Here is an 18,306-nt window from a genome sequence, read left to right as displayed (position 1 = left end):
GTCTCACTCCGCTGGAACACCCCTCATCCGTCTCGGCGCTGCGCGCCGATCCACCTTCTCCCACAAGGGGAGAAGGAGAAGGCTCGCCATGTCGCTTTTACGGCGGCTTTTAACCTGCGGCTAAGCCAAGCTGCACAAGCATGCTGAAGCAGAACCCCGCCACAACCGAACTCGCCCGCGCCGCGCAATCAGCGCCGCTTATCGCCATTGCCAGCGTCATCGTGTCGATGGCGCTGATCGCGATCGGTAATGGGCTGATGTTCGCCTATATCCCGGTGCGTCTCGGCGCCGACGGTTTCGACCCGACCTGGGCCGGACTGATCGTCACCGGGCTTTCGGCCGGCGGTCTGGCCGGCTGCATCCTGACCGGGCCGCTCGTCAAGCGAGTGGGTCACGCCCGCGCCTTCATGGTGCTCTCGGCGCTGATCGCACTTTCCAATGCCGCGATCGGCGTCGGGCCGGTCCCGCTGCTGTGGATCGCCGCGCGGGCGCTTTACGGCTTCGCCATCTGCGGGCTGTTCATCGTCGCGCAGAGCTGGCTGAACGATGCCTTGCCGAATTCGATCCGCGGCCGGGTGATGGCGGTGTTCTATGTCGCCTATATAGGCGGGCTCGGCGTGGGTTATGCGACGCTCGCCGTGATCGATATCCACACGGCCGCGGCATCGCTGATCGGCATCACCTTCACGGCGCTTTCCATCCTGCCGGTCGGCATGACGCGGCTGGCGCAGCCGCCGGCGCCGCAGGCCGCATCGGTGGCGCTTCGCCGTGCCTGGCGCATCTCGCCGGTCGGTGTGGCCGGCATGCTCGCCGTCGGCGGCCTGTCGATGATCGTATCGGGCTTCGCGCCGATCCATGCCACCGCCAAGGGCTACAGCCAGGCCGACGTCGCGCTGCTGTTGTCGGCGATGCCGGTCGGCACGCTTATCCTGCAGATTCCGCTCGGCTGGATATCCGACCGCACCGACCGTCGCTACGTGCTGGCGGGCGCGGCGACGCTCGCGACGATCGCCAGCGTGCTCGCCATCGTCTTCGACGGCGGCGCGCTGATGGCGCTGGTGGTGATCTATCTCATCTGGGACGGAGCGTCGGAATCGATCTATGCGCTCTCCAGCGCGCATGCCGCCGACCGCGCCGGCAAGGACGAGCTTCTGGCGCTGTCGAGCTCGATGCTGTTTGCCTGGTCGCTGGCCGGCTTCATCGTGCCCGGCATGGTGACGGCGCTTTCCGCAGTCTTCGGCACCGCGACCTTCATCTATGTGGGCATCGTCATCGCCTCGGCCTTCTGCCTGTTCGTGCTGTGGCGCGTGATGGCGGGCCGGCCGACACCCGCGGCCCCAAGCGGCAGCTTCGCGCCGATGTCGGCGCAGACGCCCTTGCCGGTGGAGCTAGCCTTCGCGCCGGACGAACAGCAGCGACACGTCAAAGATTGACAAGCTGCGCATCTTCGCGACTTTTTGGCCCAAATTCGAGCAAGATCAGAGATGTCGAAGAGCTATAATCCCGCAACGGTGTGGAAGCCTTTTGGCGCGTTCTCCATGGTGAAAATCCATGAGGGCGGGCAACTCGTTCACCTTAAAGGCCAAGTTTCGCTTGACCGTGAAGGGCAGATTGTCGGGAAGGGCGACATGCGGGTTCAGGTCCGGCAAACCCTCGAAAACATCAAGGCCGTGCTCGCGGCTATCGGTGGGGAGATGGCCGATATCGTGTCGCTGACCCAGTATACGACCGATATCGAGCGGTTCATGGCGTCCGGAGATATCCGCAAGGAATTCTTTTCAGAGCCCTATCCCGTGACGACAACCGTCGAGATCGTGCGCCTTTATCGTCCGGACTTGCAGATCGAAATCACGGCAATAGCCGAGATACCTCGAAATCGGTTCAGGATGCCTGCAGATTGAAAATCGCTGTTGCGAGACTACTGCTTGCGCGCCTCCGGCGCCGGCATTTCCGGAGGCGGCAGCGGGATCGAGATGCCCTCGGTATCGAAGGCCTGCTTGGCGCGCTTGGTCATGTCGATCTGGGTCGAGAAATAGTCGGCGGCCGACGTCCAGTAGCGCAAGGTGAGCGAAACGGTGGTGTCGCCGAGACTGGCCACGAAGGCGATCGGCGCCGGTTCGCGCCGGATGCGCTTTTCGGCGGCTGCGATGGCAAGCAGCGTCTTTTGCGCGCGGTCGATGTCGTTCCACGAGCCGATGCTCAAGGTGACGTCGGTGCGTCGCACGCCGTTGCGGGTGAAATTGCGCACCGGCTGGTTCCACAGTGTCGAGTTGGGCGCCATCACATAGACACCGTCGACGGAGCGCAGCTTGGTGGCGAAGAGACCGATCTCCTCGATGGTGCCGGCAATCGCGCCGACCTCGACATATTCGCCGATGCGGAAAGGCCTGAGCGCCAGAAGCATGATGCCGGCGGCGATGTTCTGCAGCGTGCCTTGCAGCGCCAGCCCGATGGCCAGGCCGGCAGCGCCTATTGCCGCAATGATGGAGGCGGTCTGCACGCCGAATTGGCCGAGCACCATGATGACGACAAGGATCAGGATGGCGTAACGCACGACCTGCGAGAAGAAATGCCGCAAGGTCTCATCGAAGCCGTGGATGTGACCGAGGCCGGCATAGATCGAGCGCTCGGCAAGCCCGGCGACGAGATACCCGACAACCAGGAGGATGACGGCGCCGACGGCCGAGAACGAATAGGAGACGATCAGCGTGCTCAGCTGCGCAAGCCCGGCCTGGATGGTGATGAGGGCGCTTTGCGGGTCGGTGGGCATGACGGGTGTCCCGTTGGTCAATGCGCCGATAACCCGTGCGCCTAGCATCGGTTCCCGCCTTTTGCGGCTGACGGAGCGCCTCCTCAACATCGCGCGGAGATCACGCTTCGAAGGCGCCCGTCTTGAAACTGCAACGGAACTCTGCCTATCTAAGTGGTGTCACCTGATTTGCCTGGTGATTTGGTTGTTCTTGTTGGGAAAGGAAACACACTGAGAACAGCACTGCGGAAGAAGGCTGACATCATGCCTTCGCCGGCAGGGATCAGCGGAAACGACGCCGCGTCCCTCGCCATCGACACAGTCCTTGCCAGTCTGGAAGACTCCAAGGCCGAAAACATCGTCTCAATCGACATTCAGGGAAAATCGAGCCTCGGCGACTATATGGTCATCGCCTCGGGCCGGTCGCACCGTCATGTCTCGGCTGTCGCCGATCACCTCCTCAAGGCGCTGAAGGATGCCGGCCTCGGCACGGCACGCGTCGAGGGGCTGGCCGGCGCCGACTGGGTCCTGATCGATTCGGGCGACATCATCGTCCACGTCTTCCGCCCCGAAGTCCGCGAATTCTACAATCTCGAAAAGATGTGGCAGGCGCCGGATCTCGAGGAAGAGACCTTGCACTGAGCCTTGATCCGCGTGCCGTGAACCGTCACGGTGCGCGTTAGGACAAGCTCGCCGGGGCGAGGATGAAGATCACCGTTCATGCCGTGGGCCGGATGAAGACCGGCCCCGAGAGAGAACTCGCCGACCGCTATTTCGAGCGCTTCGCTAAGGGCGGGCCCGCGGTCGGGCTGGAGTTTGCCGGCATTGTCGAAGTCCCCGAGAGCCGCGGACAGAGCGCCGACGAGCGCCGCCGCGAGGAAGCCCAGAAGCTGCAAGCCCAATTGCAGTCCGGCACCGTTCTCGTCCTGCTCGACGAACGCGGCAAGTCGCTTTCCTCGGAAGACCTGGCCGGCCGCATCGGCCAGTTGCGCGACGGCGGCCGCAAGGCGCTGGTCGTCGCCATCGGCGGCGCCGACGGCCATGACAGATCCTTGCGCGAGCAGGCCGACCTTGTGCTGTCCTTCGGCGCGCTGACCTGGCCGCACCAGCTGGTACGCGTCATGCTGGGCGAGCAGCTTTACCGGATCGCGACCATCCTGGCGGGTCACCCGTATCATCGCTCGTAATTCGCTGTGGCGATATTTGCGGCGTTTTCGTATTTTCAACGAACACAGTGGATTGGGTCATGGCCGCAGATAACAGCATTCATGTCCGCGCCGGCGAGCATATCCGTTCCCTGGTTCGTCGTGATTTGCAGGGCAGCAACGAAGTGTGGGCCCTACTGAAGGGCGAGCTTGAGCCGGGTCTTAGAGCTGAAGAGAGCGAATTCCGCGCTGCGTCGACCCAGGATGTTATTCAGCGCAATCAGGGCCGAAGCCTCTAATTGCACTGCACACGGATTTGACGGTCGGCTCTGTTTGCGTTGGCAGGCGGCACGCGTTGGAGATTGGCCGAAACGCCCATCGCGATCGTCATTCCAGGGTGGAGCAGGAGCGAAGCTCCGTCGCGAAGACCCTGGAATCCATGCCGTTACCTTCGCCAAGGCGTGCAACGGAGCAAAATTCTGCACCGAGGCGGCGCTTCCAAGTCATGGAATGGATTCTATGGTCTGCGCGCGTCGCTGCGCTCCTTGCTCCGCCATAGAATGACGACGTTGGGGGCGGCTTCAACCAATCCCCGGCGGTTTGTGCTGGTTTCACGGAAATGAACGGAAAATCTTGCACCAAGACAAACGGCAACCTTTCAAAATCCCTGTGTCGGAGAACCAGGAGACACATGGCTATCCAGATTTCCGCCTCAAAGGCGCGACATCACGGTCATTATTGTGCTTACGCAATTCACACTTTTCCTGGAATTGCTCTGAGCGGTGCTTCCAACATGGTTGATGGTTCGTTAACGAAGCGGCGGATAGGTTAGAGGCCTGATGTCTGAAGGCTGGACTCCGATTACGCGCGCCTGGCGCGGCCGCTGCGGCTTGACCCTTGTCGCCGCCCTGGTCGCGCTCGGGCCTGTTCGGGCGGCCGAAAATTCGCTCGACCTTGCGCCCGATCCGGATCAGAGCCGGGCCGAATACGAGCAGGTTTCCAAGGAGATCACGCTCTCGTCGGAGCGGCTGGGCAAGCTCGCCGCCGACATCGCTTCGGTGCGCAAGGACTATGCTTCGATCACCGCAGCGCTCATCCAGTCGGCGATGACGGAGCAGAAGCTCGGTCAGGACATCGAGGACATCGGCGCCAAGCTCGAAGGGCTGAAGGCAGAGGAAAAGAAGCTGCGCGCCTCGCTCATGGCGCGGCGCGACGTGCTGGCCGAAGTGCTCGGCGCATTGCAGCGCATGGGGCTCAATCCGCCGCCGGCGATCCTGGTCAAGCCCGAGGATGCGCTGTCGTCGGTGCGAAGCGCGATCCTGCTCGGCGCCGTCGTGCCGGAACTGCGCCAGCAGACCGATCGGCTGATGGCCGACCTCAAGGAGCAGACGCGTGTAACGGCCTCGATCGAGGCCGAGCGGGCCAGGTTGACCGCCGCCGTCACGGACCAGACGGCGGAGAAGAAGCGGCTCACCATGCTGCTCGAGGCCAAGAAAAAACTGCAGGCCGATACCCAGGCCGCGATGGCGGCAGAGCAGCAGCACTCGCAGCAGCTGGCGGCGAAGGCGAGCAGCCTCAAGGACCTGATTGCCTCGCTCGAAGCCGACAAGGCGCGCAAGGCGCAGGACCAGGCCAAGGCGGGCGAGCGCAAATCGACGGACAACGACACCACGGCCTCGACCACCGAGCTCGCCGCGCTGCCGGTGCCGGAAGCGAACCGTCTCACGGGATCGGCGCCGTTCTCGGCATTGCAAGGCCAGATCGCGTTGCCGGTCATCGGCAAGATCAAGCTGCGTTTCGGCGCCGACGACGGCAATGGCGCGGCGATGCAAGGCGACATGGTTGCGACACAATCGGGAGCCATCGTCACCGCGCCGGCGGATGGAAACGTGCTTTATGCGGGGCCGTTTCGCTCCTATGGTCAACTCTTGATCCTCAATGCAGGCGACGGGTATCATGTCGTTCTGGCGGGGATGAGCAGAATCAGCGTCGCGACCGGACAGTCGGTGCTCGCAGGAGAGCCGATCGGCGCGATGGGAGAGGCCCGGGTGGCAAGCACCTCGGCCTCGCGAAATGGAAATGCGGCGCTGGAACTCTATGTTGAGTTCCGCAAGGATGGAAAACCCGTCGATCCGGCCCCATGGTGGGCGGACCGATTTTCTGGAAGGACGTGAAATGATGCGGAAACTGTCGCTTCTGTTTGCCGGCGCGCTGATGGGCGCATCGGCAATGAGCCTGGTTTACGGTGCACCGGGTTCGGCGGCGAATGCTGCGGGTTCGGAAACCTACAAGCAGCTGGCGATCTTCGGCGACATCTTCGAGCGCGTGCGCGCGAATTATGTGACGCCGCCGGACGACAAATCGCTGGTCGAGAACGCCATCAACGGCATGCTGTCCTCACTCGACCCGCACTCCTCCTACATGAATGCCGAGCAGGCGCAGGACATGCGCGTGCAGACAAAGGGCGAGTTCGGCGGCCTCGGCATCGAGGTCACCATGGAAAACGACCTCGTCAAGGTGATCACGCCGATCGACGACACGCCGGCCGCCAAGGCGGGCGTGCTTTCCGGCGATTACATCGCCAAGATCGACGGCGAGGAAGTTCGCGGCCTCACCCTCAACGACGCGGTCGAGAAGATGCGCGGGCCGGTCAACACGCCGATCAAGCTCACCATCCTGCGCCAGGGCGCCGACAAGCCGATCGAGCTGACGGTGGTTCGCGACGTCATCAAGGTCAAGGCGGTGAAGTACCGGGTCGAGAATGACATCGGCTACATGAAGATCACCTCCTTCACCGAGAAGACCTATGACGATCTCGAGAACGCCATCGAGAACATCAAGAAGCAGGTGCCGAACGACAAGCTGAAGGGCTATGTGCTCGACTTGCGCCTCAATCCGGGCGGCCTGCTCGACCAGGCGGTCAGCGTGTCTGACGCCTTCCTCAAGCGCGGCGAGATCGTCTCGACGCGCGGCCGCGATCCGAAGGACGTCACCCGCTTCGACGCCAAGCCGAAGCAGGTCGACGACATCAACGGCAAGCCGATGATCGTGCTGGTCAATGGCGGCTCGGCGAGCGCCTCGGAAATCGTCGCCGGCGCGCTGCAGGACCTGCGCCGCGTCACGGTGGTCGGCACGCAGTCCTTCGGCAAGGGCTCGGTGCAGACCATCATCCCGCTCGGCGAGAACGGCGCGCTCAGGCTGACGACGGCGCTCTATTACACGCCGTCGGGCAAGTCGATCCAGGGCAAGGGCATCACGCCCGACATTAAGGTCGACCAGCCGTTGCCCCCGGATTTGCAGGGCCGCGACCTGACCCGCGGCGAATCCGACCTCAAGGGCCACATCAAGGGCGCCGACGAGAGCTCCACCGGCTCGGGCTCGGCCGCCTATGTGCCGCCGGATCCGAAGAACGACCTGCAGCTGATCTATGCCGAGCAGCTTCTGCGCGGCGAAAAGACCGATCCGTCGTTCCCGCCGAACCCGGACAAGGCCGTGATGAACCAGTAATGCGGTCCGGCTCTGGCCGGCTGCGCGAAGCAATGCAATGCTGCCGGGGCCGCGAGGTTCCGGCAGTTTGATTCGGGGACCGCGGTTGGGGCGCCACGCGTCTGGGTATCGCGCCGGCGATTGCGAAGTTCACGCGAGATGTCACGAAAAAGTGACCCTGGCGTGCTTCCGGGGAAACACGACTTGGCTGAGATCGGCAAGGACATCGAACGCCCGCTCGGACAGACGGTCCGGCCTCAGCGCAAGGCCTCGCGCGGCATCGGCTCCGGCTCGCTCATCGCTGTGCTGGCCGTGCTTGGCGTGATCGGTGTTTCCGGCGCTATTGCGCTCCGTGAAAGGCCGTTCCGCAAGCCGGAAGAAGTCGCCGTTTCCACGCCGAAGGTCACCGCCGAGGCTGCTCCTGCAGCGACAGCGGCGCCCGCGCCCGCGCCCGTGCCGGCTCCGATGGCGGCGGCGTCACAGGCCAGCACGCCGATGAAGAGCGGCGGCCCGCAGATCATCCACGTCCAGACCGAAGAAGGCGACGGCCCGCCGAAGGCCGCGATCGTGATTCGCGATCCGTCGACGCTCGGCCAGAACCTCAAGGTCGCCCATATTCCGGACAGGGCGCTGATCGAGGCCGGCGACACCGGACCGCTGCCGATACGCGGCGCCGACGGCCGGCGGCCCTTCGATGTCTATGCCCGGCCTTGGTCGGGCGCGCGCGGGGCACGGGTGGCGATCGTCATCGGCGGGCTCGCCGTCTCGCAGACCGGCACGCAGGCAGCGATCGCCAAGCTGCCGGCCGAAGTGACGCTGGCCTTCGCGCCGCAAGGCAACAGCATCGGCCGCTGGATGCAGGCGGCAAGGCAAAGCGGACATGAGATCGTCATGCAGGTGCCGCTCGAGCCGTTCGATTACCCCAACGTCAATCCCGGCCGCAACACGCTGACTGTCGCGGCCAGCCCGGACGAGAACCTGAAGAGCCTGCACTGGGCGCTGTCGCGCACCACCAACTATACCGGGGTCATGAACTATATGGGCGCCCGCTTCTCGGGCGACATTTCGGCGATGGAACCGTTCATGGCCGAGCTCGGCAAGCGGGGGCTTGCCTATATCGATGACGGCTCGTCATCGCGCAGTGTGGCGCCTGACCTGGCATTGAAGGATGGCGTGCCATTCGTCGCCGGCGACACGGCGATCGATGCCGTGCAGGATCGCGGCGAAATCCTCAAGAAGCTGGACAGCCTGGAGGCGACGGCGCGGGCCAAGGGCAGCGCCGTCGGCATCGGTTCGGCCTTCGATATCACCGTTGACACGGTGACGTCGTGGATTGCCGAAGCGAAGAAGCGCGGCATCGAGATCGTGCCGATCTCGGCGGTGGCCATCGATCCGCAAAAAGGCTAACCCTACCCGCCTCGCCGAACTCCATTCTCAAAGACGGCTGGAACGCTGATATATGGCCAAGACGATCGATCCTGAAACGCTGCCTTACCGTCCCTGCGTTGGGCTGATGATCCTCAACAAAGCAGGCCTGGTCTGGGTAGGGCACCGCATCGCCGAACCGGACAGCGAGTTTGCCGGCACGACGCAGCTATGGCAGATGCCGCAGGGCGGCATCGACAAGGGCGAAGAGCCGATCGAGGCCGCCGGGCGCGAGCTCTACGAGGAAACCGGCATGCGCAGCGTGTCGCTGCTGGCCGAGGCGCCGCGCTGGATCAATTACGACCTGCCGGAGCATCTGGTCAGCGTCGCCTTCAAGGGCCGCTATCGCGGCCAGACGCAGAAATGGTTTGCCTACCGCTTCGAGGGCGACGAAAGTGAGATCGAGATCAATCCGCCTCCTGGTGGCCATAAGGCCGAGTTCGATGAATGGGCCTGGCGGCCGATGCGGGAGCTGCCCGACCTGATCGTGCCGTTCAAGCGCAAGGTCTATGAGCAGGTTGTGGCGGCGTTCCAGCATCTCGTCCCTTGAGGCTGTCGATATTCAGGTGATGCCGGTCTGCAAATGGCGGCTTCCTGCGCTTCCGGTGCTCACGTACTTCAAGTACGCTCCGCTCCGGTTCTCGGAAGCCACCATTTTCGACTCGGCCTGACCTGAATCTCGACAGCCTCAGAGCAGGTGCTGCGTCGATGACAGATTGTCGATGTAATGATGGAGAGTCGCCATGGATGACGACGCCAGCCATGCTTTGGGAGGACGCTGCGGGACCGGCAGCCAATCGGTCAGCGAGGCGGCCGCCGGCGCAATCCTGACGATCGACCTCGGGGCCATCCGCGAAAACTACCGCCGGCTGAAGGCGCGGCTGAATGGAGTCCGCTGCGCCGGCGTGCTCAAGGCCGACGGCTACGGGCTTGGCGCCGCCCAGGTGGCATCGGCGCTGGCGAAAGAGGGCTGCGACATCTTCTTCGTCGCGCTGCTCGGCGAAGGCATCGCGCTGCGCAAGGCGATCGGCCCGGGGCCGGACATCTTCGTGCTGAACGGCCTGCCGCCCGGCTCGGAACCGGAAGCCGCGGCGGCCCGGCTTTGGCCGGTCATCAACAGCGCCATGCAACTGAAGGCCTGGCGCGAGATCGCGCGAGGCATGGGCCAAAGCCTTGCCGCCGCCATCCAAGTCGACAGCGGCATGGCCAGACTCGGCATGGCGCCGGCGGAAGTCGAGGCGGTCGCGGGGGAGGCCGGCGCCTTCGATGGCGTCGACATTCGTTTCGTCATGAGCCATCTCGCCCGCGCCGACGAGCCGCAACAGGCGGCGAACGAGAGGCAGCGACACGAATTCGAACGGCTGCGCAGGATGCTGCCCGCGGCGCCCGCCTCCTTGGCCAACTCGTCCGGCATCTTTCTCGGACCGGCATATCACTGTGACCTTGCCCGTCCGGGAGCCGCGCTCTACGGCGTCAACCCGACGCCACACGCGCCCAATCCGATGCTGCCGGTCATAAGGCTGCAAGCCAAGGTGGCGCAGACACGGCAGGTCGGCGCCGGCGCCGGCATCGGCTATGGCCATACCCACCAGGCGGATAAACCGCTCGATCTCGCGACCATTTCGCTGGGTTATGGCGATGGCTGGCACCGGCGCGCCGCTTCGGCCGCTTGGTTCGAGGGCGTGCGATTGCCGTTCGTCGGACGCGTGTCGATGGATTCGATCATCCTCGACATTTCGGCGCTTCCGGCCGGCCGGCTCGGCGAAGGCGACCTCGTCGACCTCATCGGTCCGTCGCAAAGCGTCGACGACGCGGCCGGCCATGCCGGCACCATCGGCTACGAGATATTGACCAGCCTGGGCGCGCGCTTTCACCGCCGTTACATCGGCGGATAACCCAGCACTTGGCGGGTGCCGCAAAATCCGGCAGACAGGGGAATGTCCATGTCTCAGGCGGCATGATCGGCTTTGAGGGAGCTTTGAATGAAAGTCATCGTGCTGGGCGGCGGCGTGATCGGGGTCACCACCGCCTACTTCCTCGCCGAGGCCGGTCATGAAGTGACCGTCTACGATCGCCAGCCGGGGCCGGCGCTCGAGACCAGCTTCGCCAATGCCGGCGAAATATCGCCGGGCTATGCCTCGCCCTGGGCCGGGCCCGGCATCCCGGTCAAAGCCGTCAAATGGCTGTTGATGAAGTACGGCCCGCTGGTCGTGCGGCCGGCCTTCGACCCGAATATGTGGACCTGGCTCCTCAAGATGCTGCGCAACTGCACGGCCGAGCGCTACGCGCTCAACAAGTCGCGCATGGTGCCGCTTGCCGAATACAGCCGCGACACGCTGAAGGCGCTGCGCGAGGCGACCGGCATCACCTACGACGAACGGACCAAAGGCACGCTGCAGCTGTTCCGCAAGCAAAAGCAGCTCGACGGCACCGGCGGCGACGTCGAGGTGCTGAAGAAATACGGTGTGCCTTACGAGATCCTCGACCGCAACGGCTGTATCGCCGCCGAGCCGGCCCTCGCGGCGGTGCGTGAGAAATTCGTCGGCGGCCTCAGGCTTCCGGGCGACGAGACCGGCGACTGCAAGATGTTCACCGACAAGCTCGCAGAACTGTGCGTGGCGCGCGGCGTGATCTTCGAATACGGCTCGACCATCCGGCGCATCGTCAGGAACCGCAATCGCCTCACCAACGTCCTCACGGAGGGCGGATGGAAATCGGCGGACGCCTTCGTGATGGCGATGGGCAGCTATTCGGCGCAGTTCATGCGCTCGCTGGGGCGGCCGATACCGGTCTATCCGGTCAAGGGCTATTCCATCACCGTGCCGATCGACAATGTCGAGGCCGCGCCTATGTCGACGGTCATGGACGAGACCTACAAGGTGGCGATCACCAGGCTCGGCGACCGCATCCGGGTCGGCGGCACGGCGGAGATTTCGGGCTATGACCTTCGCCTGCAGGAATCGCGCCGCCGCACGCTCGAACACTCGGTCGGCGATCTCTTCCCCGGCGGCGGCGACCTCAAGGCGGCGAGCTTCTGGTGCGGCTTGCGGCCGATGACGCCGGATGGACCGCCCTTGATCGGGCAAAGCGAGGTTGCCAACCTCTATCTCAACACCGGCCACGGCACGCTCGGCTGGACCATGGCCTGCGGCTCGGCCAAGGTGCTCGCCGACATCATGTCCAACCGGGTGCCGGAGATCAACGCGCGCGACCTGAGCCCGGAGCGGTATCTGAAGCCTATCTGAGGGGCTTTGCATCTGCTTCGGCGGGCTCGCTTCAGAACGCTTCCCTGACCCAGCTGTCGCCGGACAGCTGCCGGTAGAGCCTCGCGCTGGCAAGGCGGCGATGACCAACTGCCTGTGATAGAATCGGCCGCAGCGAGGGATGCATCTTTTTCTTTTTGCGACGCAAACGCCGGCGCTTGGCTGAAGCCTCTCAATCTCGTCATTCCAGGGCGGAGCAGCCGCGAAGCGGCGTCGCGGAGACCCTGGAATCCATGCCTTGACCTTGATCGAAGCGTGCAGCGGAGCGGAATTCTGCACCGCAGCAGCGCGCATGCATCACGGAATGGATCCTCGGGTCTGCGCGCGTCGCTTCGCTCCTTGCTCCGCCCGTGGATGATGAGGCCGGACCGTTTCGGCCAATCTCCAAAGCAAACCACATGCCAACGCGAACATAGCCGACCGGTCAAGATTTCTGTGCCGTGAACGTTCCGGTCAAGCAGTCCTAGATCGTGTTCTAGACAAAAAGGCCGCGCTCGCGTTCCACCGCCTTGGTGATGAAGTTGGCGACCAGCTGGACGCGGCGCAGCGACCGCACCGATTCATGATAGACCAGCCAGTAGGCGCGGCGGATGGGCGCGACGATGTCGACCGGCACCAGCTCCGGCATCGACCGGGCGACGAACGTGTGGAGGATGCCGATGCCCGCGCCGGAGCGCACCGCTTCGGCCTGGCCAAGCGCCGAGGAGATAGCGAAGGTCGTGCGCCATTCGGGGCTGAACTCGGCGGCATAGTCGAGCGAGGGGCTGACGATGAGGTCCGGCACATAGCCGATCAGCGTGTGCCGGCCGAGCTCGGCCGGCGCTCTCGGCAGGCCGTTGGCTTCGGCATAGGTCCGGGAGGCGAAGAGGCCGAGCGTGTAGTCGACCAGCTTGCCCGCAACCAGCCGCCCTTCGCTCGGCCGCTCGACGGTGATCGCTATATCGGCCTCGCGGCGCGACAGGGAGAAGGAGCGCGGCACCGGCACCAGCTGGACGGTGAGCTCGCGGTGCAGCGCAGTCAGCTCGCCCAGCCGCTTTGCCAGGAAGGCGACGCCGAAGCCGTCCGGTGCGCCGATGCGCACCGTGCCCGAAACATCGTCGCCCTCGCCGGCAATGGTCGAGCGCGCGGCGATCATGTCGCCTTCCATGCGCTCGGCTATGTCGAGGAAGCGCTCGCCGGCCGGCGTCAGTTCGCTGCCGGTGGTCAGGCGGCGGAAGAGTTTTGTGCGAAGCGCCTCCTCGAGCGCGGCGATGCGGCGCGAGACGGTGGCGTGGTTGAGCTCAAGGCGCTTGGCCGCGCCGAGGATCTGGCCGGCGCGGGCGACTGCAAGGAAGATACGGACGTCATCCCAGTTCATGGGGGTGGTCCTCGTGATAACGATCAAGGCCGCGTCCTGTCGCGCCCCCCTCTGGCCTGCCGGCCATCTCCCCCTCTAGGGGGGAGATCAGATGTCGCGACGGATTTCGCCAATCGCCGAAAGCGCTGTCGGTGAAGCTGCTGATCTCCCCCCAAGAGGGGGAGATGTCCGGCAGGACAGAGGGGGCGCGACAAAACTCAACCTATGAAATCCTTCACGGCAGGCAATCCATCATTTGCGGCAATTAATGCACACCTCGGGATCGTTGTCTATTTTCCGCACAACGGTTGCGATCTTCCTCGCGTTGCCATCGCCGCCGCAAAGGCGGACAATGCGCCATCACCAGAACAGGGAGAGAACAACATGATCGAATACGGTCATTTCATCGGCGGCAAGCGTGTCGCCGGCACCAGCGGGCGCAAGCAGGATGTGATGCAGCCGATGGACGGCTCCGTGCGCGGCACGGTGGCTTTGGCCTCGCAGGCGGAGCTGCGCGCTGCGGTCGAGAACGCCAAGGCGGCGCAGCCGAAATGGGCGGCCACCAACCCGCAGCGCCGCGTGCGCGTGCTGATGAAATTCCTCGAGCTGGTCGCCCGTGACTATGACGAGCTGGCCGACATACTGGCGCGCGAGCACGGCAAAACGATCGCCGACGCGCGCGGCGACATCCAGCGCGGCCTCGAGGTGGTCGAGGTCTGCATCGGCGCTCCGCACATGATGAAGGGCGAGTTCACCGACGGCGCCGGCCCCGGCATCGACGTCTATTCGATGCGCCAGCCGCTGGGCGTCGTCGCCGGCATCACGCCGTTCAACTTCCCGGCCATGATCCCGCTGTGGAAGATCGCGCCGGCCATCGCCTGCGGCAACGCCTTCATCCTGAAGCCGTCGGAGCGCGATCCGGGCGTGCCGATCCGCATCGCCGAACTGTTCATAGAGGCCGGCCTGCCGGCCGGCATCCTCAACGTCGTCAATGGCGACAAGGAAGTGGTCGATGCCATCCTCGACGATCCGGACATCAAGGCGATCGGCTTCGTCGGCTCGACGCCGATCGCGCACTATATCTATTCGCGCGGCACGGCATCGGGCAAGCGCGTGCAGTGCTTCGGCGGCGCCAAGAACCACATGATCATCATGCCTGACGCCGACATGGACCAGACGGTCGACGCGCTGATCGGCGCCGGCTACGGCTCGGCCGGCGAGCGCTGCATGGCGATCTCGGTGGCTGTCCCGGTCGGCAACGACACCGCCAACCGGCTGATGGAAAAGCTGGTGCCGCGCGTCGAAAGCCTCAAGGTCGGCCCCTCGACGGATTCGTCCGCCGATTTCGGCCCGCTGGTGACGGCGCAGGCGCTGGAGCGCGTCAAGGGTTACGTCGATATCGGCGTCAAGGAAGGCGCCAAGCTCGTCGTCGACGGCCGCGGCTTCAAGATGCAGGGCTATGAGAACGGCTACTATATGGGCGGCTGCCTGTTCGACAACGTGACCGCCGACATGCGCATCTACAAGGAAGAGATCTTCGGGCCGGTGCTCTCGGTGGTGCGCGCGCCGCGCTACGAGGACGCCATCAAGCTCGCCAACGATCACGAGATGGGCAACGGCGTCGCCATCTTCACCCGCGACGGCGACGCCGCACGTGACTTCGCCAGCCGCGTTCAGGTCGGCATGGTCGGCGTCAACGTGCCGATCCCGGTTCCGATCGCCTATTACACGTTCGGCGGCTGGAAGGCGTCGTCCTTCGGCGACCTCAACCAGCACGGTCCGGACGCGTTCCGCTTCTACACCAAGACCAAGACGGTCACCTCGCGCTGGCCGTCGGGCATCAAGGACGGCGCCGAGTTCGTCATCCCGACGATGAACTAGCCCGACGGTTTGCTCGTTTGCGCGTCCTCGCCACGTCGTGGCTGCGGGCGCGCGGCGAGGCATCAAGGACGGCGCCGAGTTCGTCATCCCGACGATGAACTAGCCCGACGGTTTCGAAGCAGACCTGAGGAAGCGCGGTGCAAGCCGCGCTTTCTTTTTATCAAGCATCACTCTCGCTTTCGGCGCCGTGTCATGGCGGCGCAATTCCAGTGCATGATTCGACGCGCGGCACGTCGAGAGCATCCGCATATTCTAATAATTCCATCGCCGTGTGATGGAACCAACAGACCACCATCTGCCTTAGGCTGTATTCCTGCCATGCGTGCAGGCAACCAAGCAGCGCCGGTTCAAGCCGGGGTTCTCGTCTGGCGCGAGGAGGTGTCAGATGACACGATTTGTTGTGGCGGCAATGTTGGCGGCGACGGCGATGACCGTTGGAGCCGTGCCGGCGAGCGCGGCGGCGCAATGCGCGGCGCGCGCCGACATCATCAAAGCGCTCGGCGACAAGTTCCACGAAACCGAGGCTGGGCGCGGCCTGATCAATCCGAACGTCGTGCTCGAGATCTTCGTCTCCGACCAGGGAAGCTGGACGGTGCTCGCCTCCGATACCAAAGGCCAGAGCTGCGTGCTTTCCGTCGGCGAGGGCTGGGACAGCCCGACGATCACGGCGGCGATGCCGGGCGCCTGAAACCGGCGGGGAGCCGGGGTGCGCGCCACAACGGCTCCTTCGCTCGGGCGTCAAGTGGCGCCAAGCAAGGCGCTCTCCGCCGCGCCGCTTGTTTACGGAGCAGAGCTTCACCATATCGAATCCAGGGAGTCATGATCTCCCGACGACAGACCGGAAGCCAGAAGGAGTGACGCGATGAAGACGTCCAATCCGGCCTGGAGCCTTCCGGCACACTGAGGCGGCCGAATGTGCCTCCCTTTGCCGGAATGCGACGGCAAAGGAGGTGCCCCATGGCACGCGAATTTTCGTTTCGATGGGTCAAGCTTGCGGCCGTTGGCGCCATGATGGCGCTGTCGGCAGTTCCGGCGCGGGCGCAAGTCATCTGCGGCGGCCATGACTATCTGGTCGCGAAGCTGGCGGAGGCATTCGAGGAGAAGCGGCTGGGCTATGGCGTGGCCGGACAAGTCGCCGTCTTCGAGGTGTTCGTCTCGGCAGGCGGAACCTGGACCATCCTGATGACCGACGTCAAAGGCCAGAGCTGCATCCTGGCCGCCGGCGACGGGTGGGAAGACACGCTGGCCACCGCGGTCGGGCAGCCGGGCGGCTGAGATGCCTCGAGCAGGCGCCGGTCCTGCTCAGCGCGTGGCGGCCACCTCGGCATGACCGCGCAGCAGCGCCATCAGCTTCTTGGCGTCCTTGGCGGCGGCTTCCTCGTCGCCGTCGAGGATGGAACGGATCAGCGCCACGTGGTGCTCGGCCGATTCGGCGAGACCGGTATCGGCCTTGTAGCGATACCAGAAGCGGCGGCTGTGGGTCTGCAAGGGGGCTGCCACACGTGCCGCGAAGGGATTGTCGGCGGCGATCGCCAGCGCTTCGTCGAGCGCCTTGTCGGCCTGGATGAAGGCAAGCACATTGCTCGAGATCACCGCTTTCTGCATGGCCAGGGCTGCTTCATGGAACAGGTCGGCGGCCTCGCGGGTGACGAAGCGGGCGGCCGAGCGGGCGAGCACCACCTCGATGCCGCGCCGCGCATCCAGCACCCGCAGCCAGTCGCCGGCGTGAAGCGGCGCGACCGCGATGCCGGCGCGAGGCCTGATGTCGAGAAGCCCTTCCCAGGCGAGCCGCTGGATCGCCTCGCGCACCGGGGTGCGTCCGAGGCCCAGGCGCTCGATCAGCGCGCCTTCGGTGACGAAGCCCGACGGCGCCAGCTCGAGCGTTACGATCATGTGCTCAAGCGCGCGATAGGCCTTGGTTGCCGCCGGCTCGAAGGTCGCGTTCGCCTCAATGGATATCAGCGGGGAGATCAATGGCGGCTCCTGATATATTTTTCATATATCATAATTGACTCAGCGTTGACAGGCGAATCCCTAATAGATATATTACTGATATATCAGAGGAGGAATAGCCATGTGGGCCGGAGTTTTCCCCGCCGTCGCGACCAAATTCACCGCCGACGACCATCTCGACCATGCCGAGATGGAGCGCTGCTACGGGCTGCAGATGGAGGCCGGCTGCGACGGCATCATCGTGTGCGGTTCGCTCGGCGAAGGTCCCATGCTGTCGCCTGACGAGAAGATCGAGGTGCTGAAGGCGGCGCGGAAAGTCGCCGGCGACAAGCCGGTGCTGCTGACCGTCAACGAGCCCGGCACGCGTGAGGCCGCTGCTATCGCCAGGCGCGCCGCCAAGGAAGGCGCCGATGGCCTGATGGTGGTGCCGAGCCCGATCTACCACACCGACCCGCAAGAGACGGTCGCCGCCCTGCGCGCGGTCGCGGAAGCCGGCGACCTGCCGGTGATGATCTACTCCAACCGGCTCGCCTACCGTGTCGACGTCACCGTCGACATGATGGAAGAGCTGGCGTCGGACGACCGCTTCGTCGCCATCAAGGAATCCTCCGACGACATCCGCCGCTCGACCGAGATCATCAACCGTTTCGGCAGTCGCTACGACCTCTTCACGGGCGTCGACAATCTCGCCTTCGAGGCGCTGTCGGTTGGCGCCATCGGCTGGGTCGCCGGCCTCGTCACCGCCTTCCCGCGCGAGACGGTCGCGATCTACCAGCTGATGCGGCAGGGCCGCCGTGACGAGGCGCTGGCGATCTATCGCTGGTTCCGGCCCTTGCTCGACCTCGATGTCTCGACCTATCTGGTCCAAAACATCAAGCTTGCCGAAGTGCTGGCGATCGGTACCAATGACCGCGTGCGCATGCCGCGCCAGCCGCTGTCGGGCGAGCGCCGCAAGGCGGTCGAAAAGATCGTCCGGGATGCGCTGGCGGTGCGGCCGAAGCTGCCGGCGCTGCAGACGTCTCCTCGATCGGTGGAGAAGATGGCGGCGGCCGAATAAGGGACAGCACC

The 18,306-nt window shown here is 64.7% G+C and carries 18 protein-coding genes; 15 read left to right on the top strand and 3 right to left on the bottom strand.

All coding sequences use genetic code 11. The annotated features are described in order from the left end of the window. Window positions 1–140: 140 nt before the first annotated feature. Both FJ419_RS14425 and FJ419_RS14420 read left to right on the top strand, forming a co-directional pair. Entirely contained in the window at window positions 141–1,433 is a 1,293-nt protein-coding gene (locus FJ419_RS14425; protein WP_140693623.1) for an MFS transporter, read from the top strand. Between the two features lie 51 nt (window positions 1,434–1,484). Continuing rightward, window positions 1,485–1,901, top strand: coding sequence for a RidA family protein (locus FJ419_RS14420; RefSeq protein WP_140693619.1), 417 nt, complete (start codon window positions 1,485–1,487; stop codon window positions 1,899–1,901). Window positions 1,902–1,918: 17 nt separating this feature from the next. Here FJ419_RS14420 and FJ419_RS14415 read toward each other — a convergent pair whose 3' ends face one another. Beyond that, window positions 1,919–2,770, bottom strand: coding sequence for a mechanosensitive ion channel domain-containing protein (locus FJ419_RS14415; protein WP_095767214.1), 852 nt, complete (start codon window positions 2,768–2,770; stop codon window positions 1,919–1,921). 243 nt (window positions 2,771–3,013) lie between these two features. On the opposite strand from FJ419_RS14415, the gene rsfS reads away from it, so the two are divergent. From rsfS to FJ419_RS14370, 9 genes are all read left to right on the top strand, one after another. Then, the gene (rsfS, locus tag FJ419_RS14410; protein WP_140646523.1) at window positions 3,014–3,391 is read left to right on the top strand and encodes a ribosome silencing factor; all 378 of its coding nucleotides are present in this window, start codon (window positions 3,014–3,016) and stop codon (window positions 3,389–3,391) included. A 62-nt stretch (window positions 3,392–3,453) separates the two neighbouring features. After that, entirely contained in the window at window positions 3,454–3,936 is a 483-nt protein-coding gene (rlmH, locus tag FJ419_RS14405) for a 23S rRNA (pseudouridine(1915)-N(3))-methyltransferase RlmH (RefSeq protein ID WP_140693615.1), read from the top strand. 59 nt (window positions 3,937–3,995) lie between these two features. Continuing rightward, window positions 3,996–4,193 (top strand): transcriptional regulator, encoded by a 198-nt coding sequence (locus FJ419_RS14400; RefSeq protein ID WP_140693611.1) that lies wholly within the window; start codon window positions 3,996–3,998, stop codon window positions 4,191–4,193. A gap of 540 nt (window positions 4,194–4,733) precedes the next feature. Further along, window positions 4,734–6,068, top strand: a complete 1,335-nt coding sequence (locus FJ419_RS14395) for a murein hydrolase activator EnvC (RefSeq protein WP_140693608.1) — start codon at window positions 4,734–4,736, stop codon at window positions 6,066–6,068. A 1-nt stretch (window position 6,069) separates the two neighbouring features. Next, the gene (locus tag FJ419_RS14390; RefSeq protein WP_181164986.1) at window positions 6,070–7,401 is read left to right on the top strand and encodes a S41 family peptidase; all 1,332 of its coding nucleotides are present in this window, start codon (window positions 6,070–6,072) and stop codon (window positions 7,399–7,401) included. A gap of 183 nt (window positions 7,402–7,584) precedes the next feature. Beyond that, on the top strand, window positions 7,585–8,787 hold the full coding sequence (locus tag FJ419_RS14385) for a divergent polysaccharide deacetylase family protein (protein ID WP_140693603.1): 1,203 nt from the start codon (window positions 7,585–7,587) through the stop codon (window positions 8,785–8,787). A gap of 52 nt (window positions 8,788–8,839) precedes the next feature. After that, the gene (locus FJ419_RS14380) at window positions 8,840–9,355 is read left to right on the top strand and encodes an RNA pyrophosphohydrolase (protein WP_140693600.1); all 516 of its coding nucleotides are present in this window, start codon (window positions 8,840–8,842) and stop codon (window positions 9,353–9,355) included. Window positions 9,356–9,548: 193 nt separating this feature from the next. Then, entirely contained in the window at window positions 9,549–10,700 is a 1,152-nt protein-coding gene (gene alr, locus FJ419_RS14375; protein ID WP_140693597.1) for an alanine racemase, read from the top strand. An 87-nt stretch (window positions 10,701–10,787) separates the two neighbouring features. Beyond that, window positions 10,788–12,050: a D-amino acid dehydrogenase gene (locus tag FJ419_RS14370; RefSeq protein ID WP_140693593.1), complete on the top strand. Its 1,263-nt coding sequence runs from the start codon at window positions 10,788–10,790 to the stop codon at window positions 12,048–12,050. Between the two features lie 493 nt (window positions 12,051–12,543). Here FJ419_RS14370 and FJ419_RS14365 read toward each other — a convergent pair whose 3' ends face one another. Beyond that, window positions 12,544–13,425 (bottom strand): LysR family transcriptional regulator, encoded by an 882-nt coding sequence (locus FJ419_RS14365; protein ID WP_140693589.1) that lies wholly within the window; start codon window positions 13,423–13,425, stop codon window positions 12,544–12,546. 363 nt (window positions 13,426–13,788) lie between these two features. Between FJ419_RS14365 and FJ419_RS14355 the strand changes: the two genes are divergently transcribed. The 3 genes from FJ419_RS14355 (at window position 13,789) to FJ419_RS14345 (ending at window position 16,560) form a co-directional block, all read left to right on the top strand. After that, window positions 13,789–15,285 carry a CoA-acylating methylmalonate-semialdehyde dehydrogenase gene (locus tag FJ419_RS14355; protein WP_095767225.1) on the top strand — a complete coding sequence of 499 codons (1,497 nt, stop codon included), beginning with the start codon at window positions 13,789–13,791 and terminating at the stop codon, window positions 15,283–15,285. 385 nt (window positions 15,286–15,670) lie between these two features. Next, the gene (locus FJ419_RS14350; RefSeq protein ID WP_140546067.1) at window positions 15,671–15,973 is read left to right on the top strand and encodes a hypothetical protein; all 303 of its coding nucleotides are present in this window, start codon (window positions 15,671–15,673) and stop codon (window positions 15,971–15,973) included. Window positions 15,974–16,242: 269 nt separating this feature from the next. Further along, entirely contained in the window at window positions 16,243–16,560 is a 318-nt protein-coding gene (locus FJ419_RS14345; protein WP_140693586.1) for a hypothetical protein, read from the top strand. A 27-nt stretch (window positions 16,561–16,587) separates the two neighbouring features. Here FJ419_RS14345 and FJ419_RS14340 read toward each other — a convergent pair whose 3' ends face one another. Then, window positions 16,588–17,247, bottom strand: a complete 660-nt coding sequence (locus tag FJ419_RS14340) for a GntR family transcriptional regulator (RefSeq protein WP_140693691.1) — start codon at window positions 17,245–17,247, stop codon at window positions 16,588–16,590. Window positions 17,248–17,359: 112 nt separating this feature from the next. On the opposite strand from FJ419_RS14340, the gene FJ419_RS14335 reads away from it, so the two are divergent. Next, window positions 17,360–18,295 (top strand): dihydrodipicolinate synthase family protein, encoded by a 936-nt coding sequence (locus FJ419_RS14335; protein ID WP_140693583.1) that lies wholly within the window; start codon window positions 17,360–17,362, stop codon window positions 18,293–18,295. Window positions 18,296–18,306: the final 11 nt, after the last annotated feature.

The organism is Mesorhizobium sp. B2-6-2 (genome assembly GCF_006440615.1).
In the GTDB taxonomy this organism is placed as follows: Bacteria; Pseudomonadota; Alphaproteobacteria; order Rhizobiales; family Rhizobiaceae; genus Mesorhizobium.
This window is presented reverse-complemented; position numbering and strand designations above follow the sequence as displayed.

Excerpts from the sequence above, each read along its gene's own strand:
- FJ419_RS14425 (WP_140693623.1), top strand. The coding sequence starts at position 141 with ATGCTGAAGCAGAACCCCGCCACAACCGAACTCGCCCGCGCCGCGCAA.
- FJ419_RS14420 (WP_140693619.1), top strand. The coding sequence starts at position 1,485 with ATGTCGAAGAGCTATAATCCCGCAACGGTGTGGAAGCCTTTTGGCGCG.
- FJ419_RS14415 (WP_095767214.1), bottom strand. The coding sequence starts at position 2,770 with ATGCCCACCGACCCGCAAAGCGCCCTCATCACCATCCAGGCCGGGCTT.
- rsfS (WP_140646523.1), top strand. The coding sequence starts at position 3,014 with ATGCCTTCGCCGGCAGGGATCAGCGGAAACGACGCCGCGTCCCTCGCC.
- rlmH (WP_140693615.1), top strand. The coding sequence starts at position 3,454 with ATGAAGATCACCGTTCATGCCGTGGGCCGGATGAAGACCGGCCCCGAG.
- FJ419_RS14400 (WP_140693611.1), top strand. The coding sequence starts at position 3,996 with ATGGCCGCAGATAACAGCATTCATGTCCGCGCCGGCGAGCATATCCGT.
- FJ419_RS14395 (WP_140693608.1), top strand. The coding sequence starts at position 4,734 with ATGTCTGAAGGCTGGACTCCGATTACGCGCGCCTGGCGCGGCCGCTGC.
- FJ419_RS14390 (WP_181164986.1), top strand. The coding sequence starts at position 6,070 with ATGATGCGGAAACTGTCGCTTCTGTTTGCCGGCGCGCTGATGGGCGCA.
- FJ419_RS14380 (WP_140693600.1), top strand. The coding sequence starts at position 8,840 with ATGGCCAAGACGATCGATCCTGAAACGCTGCCTTACCGTCCCTGCGTT.
- alr (WP_140693597.1), top strand. The coding sequence starts at position 9,549 with ATGGATGACGACGCCAGCCATGCTTTGGGAGGACGCTGCGGGACCGGC.
- FJ419_RS14370 (WP_140693593.1), top strand. The coding sequence starts at position 10,788 with ATGAAAGTCATCGTGCTGGGCGGCGGCGTGATCGGGGTCACCACCGCC.
- FJ419_RS14365 (WP_140693589.1), bottom strand. The coding sequence starts at position 13,425 with ATGAACTGGGATGACGTCCGTATCTTCCTTGCAGTCGCCCGCGCCGGC.
- FJ419_RS14355 (WP_095767225.1), top strand. The coding sequence starts at position 13,789 with ATGATCGAATACGGTCATTTCATCGGCGGCAAGCGTGTCGCCGGCACC.
- FJ419_RS14350 (WP_140546067.1), top strand. The coding sequence starts at position 15,671 with ATGACACGATTTGTTGTGGCGGCAATGTTGGCGGCGACGGCGATGACC.
- FJ419_RS14345 (WP_140693586.1), top strand. The coding sequence starts at position 16,243 with ATGGCACGCGAATTTTCGTTTCGATGGGTCAAGCTTGCGGCCGTTGGC.
- FJ419_RS14335 (WP_140693583.1), top strand. The coding sequence starts at position 17,360 with ATGTGGGCCGGAGTTTTCCCCGCCGTCGCGACCAAATTCACCGCCGAC.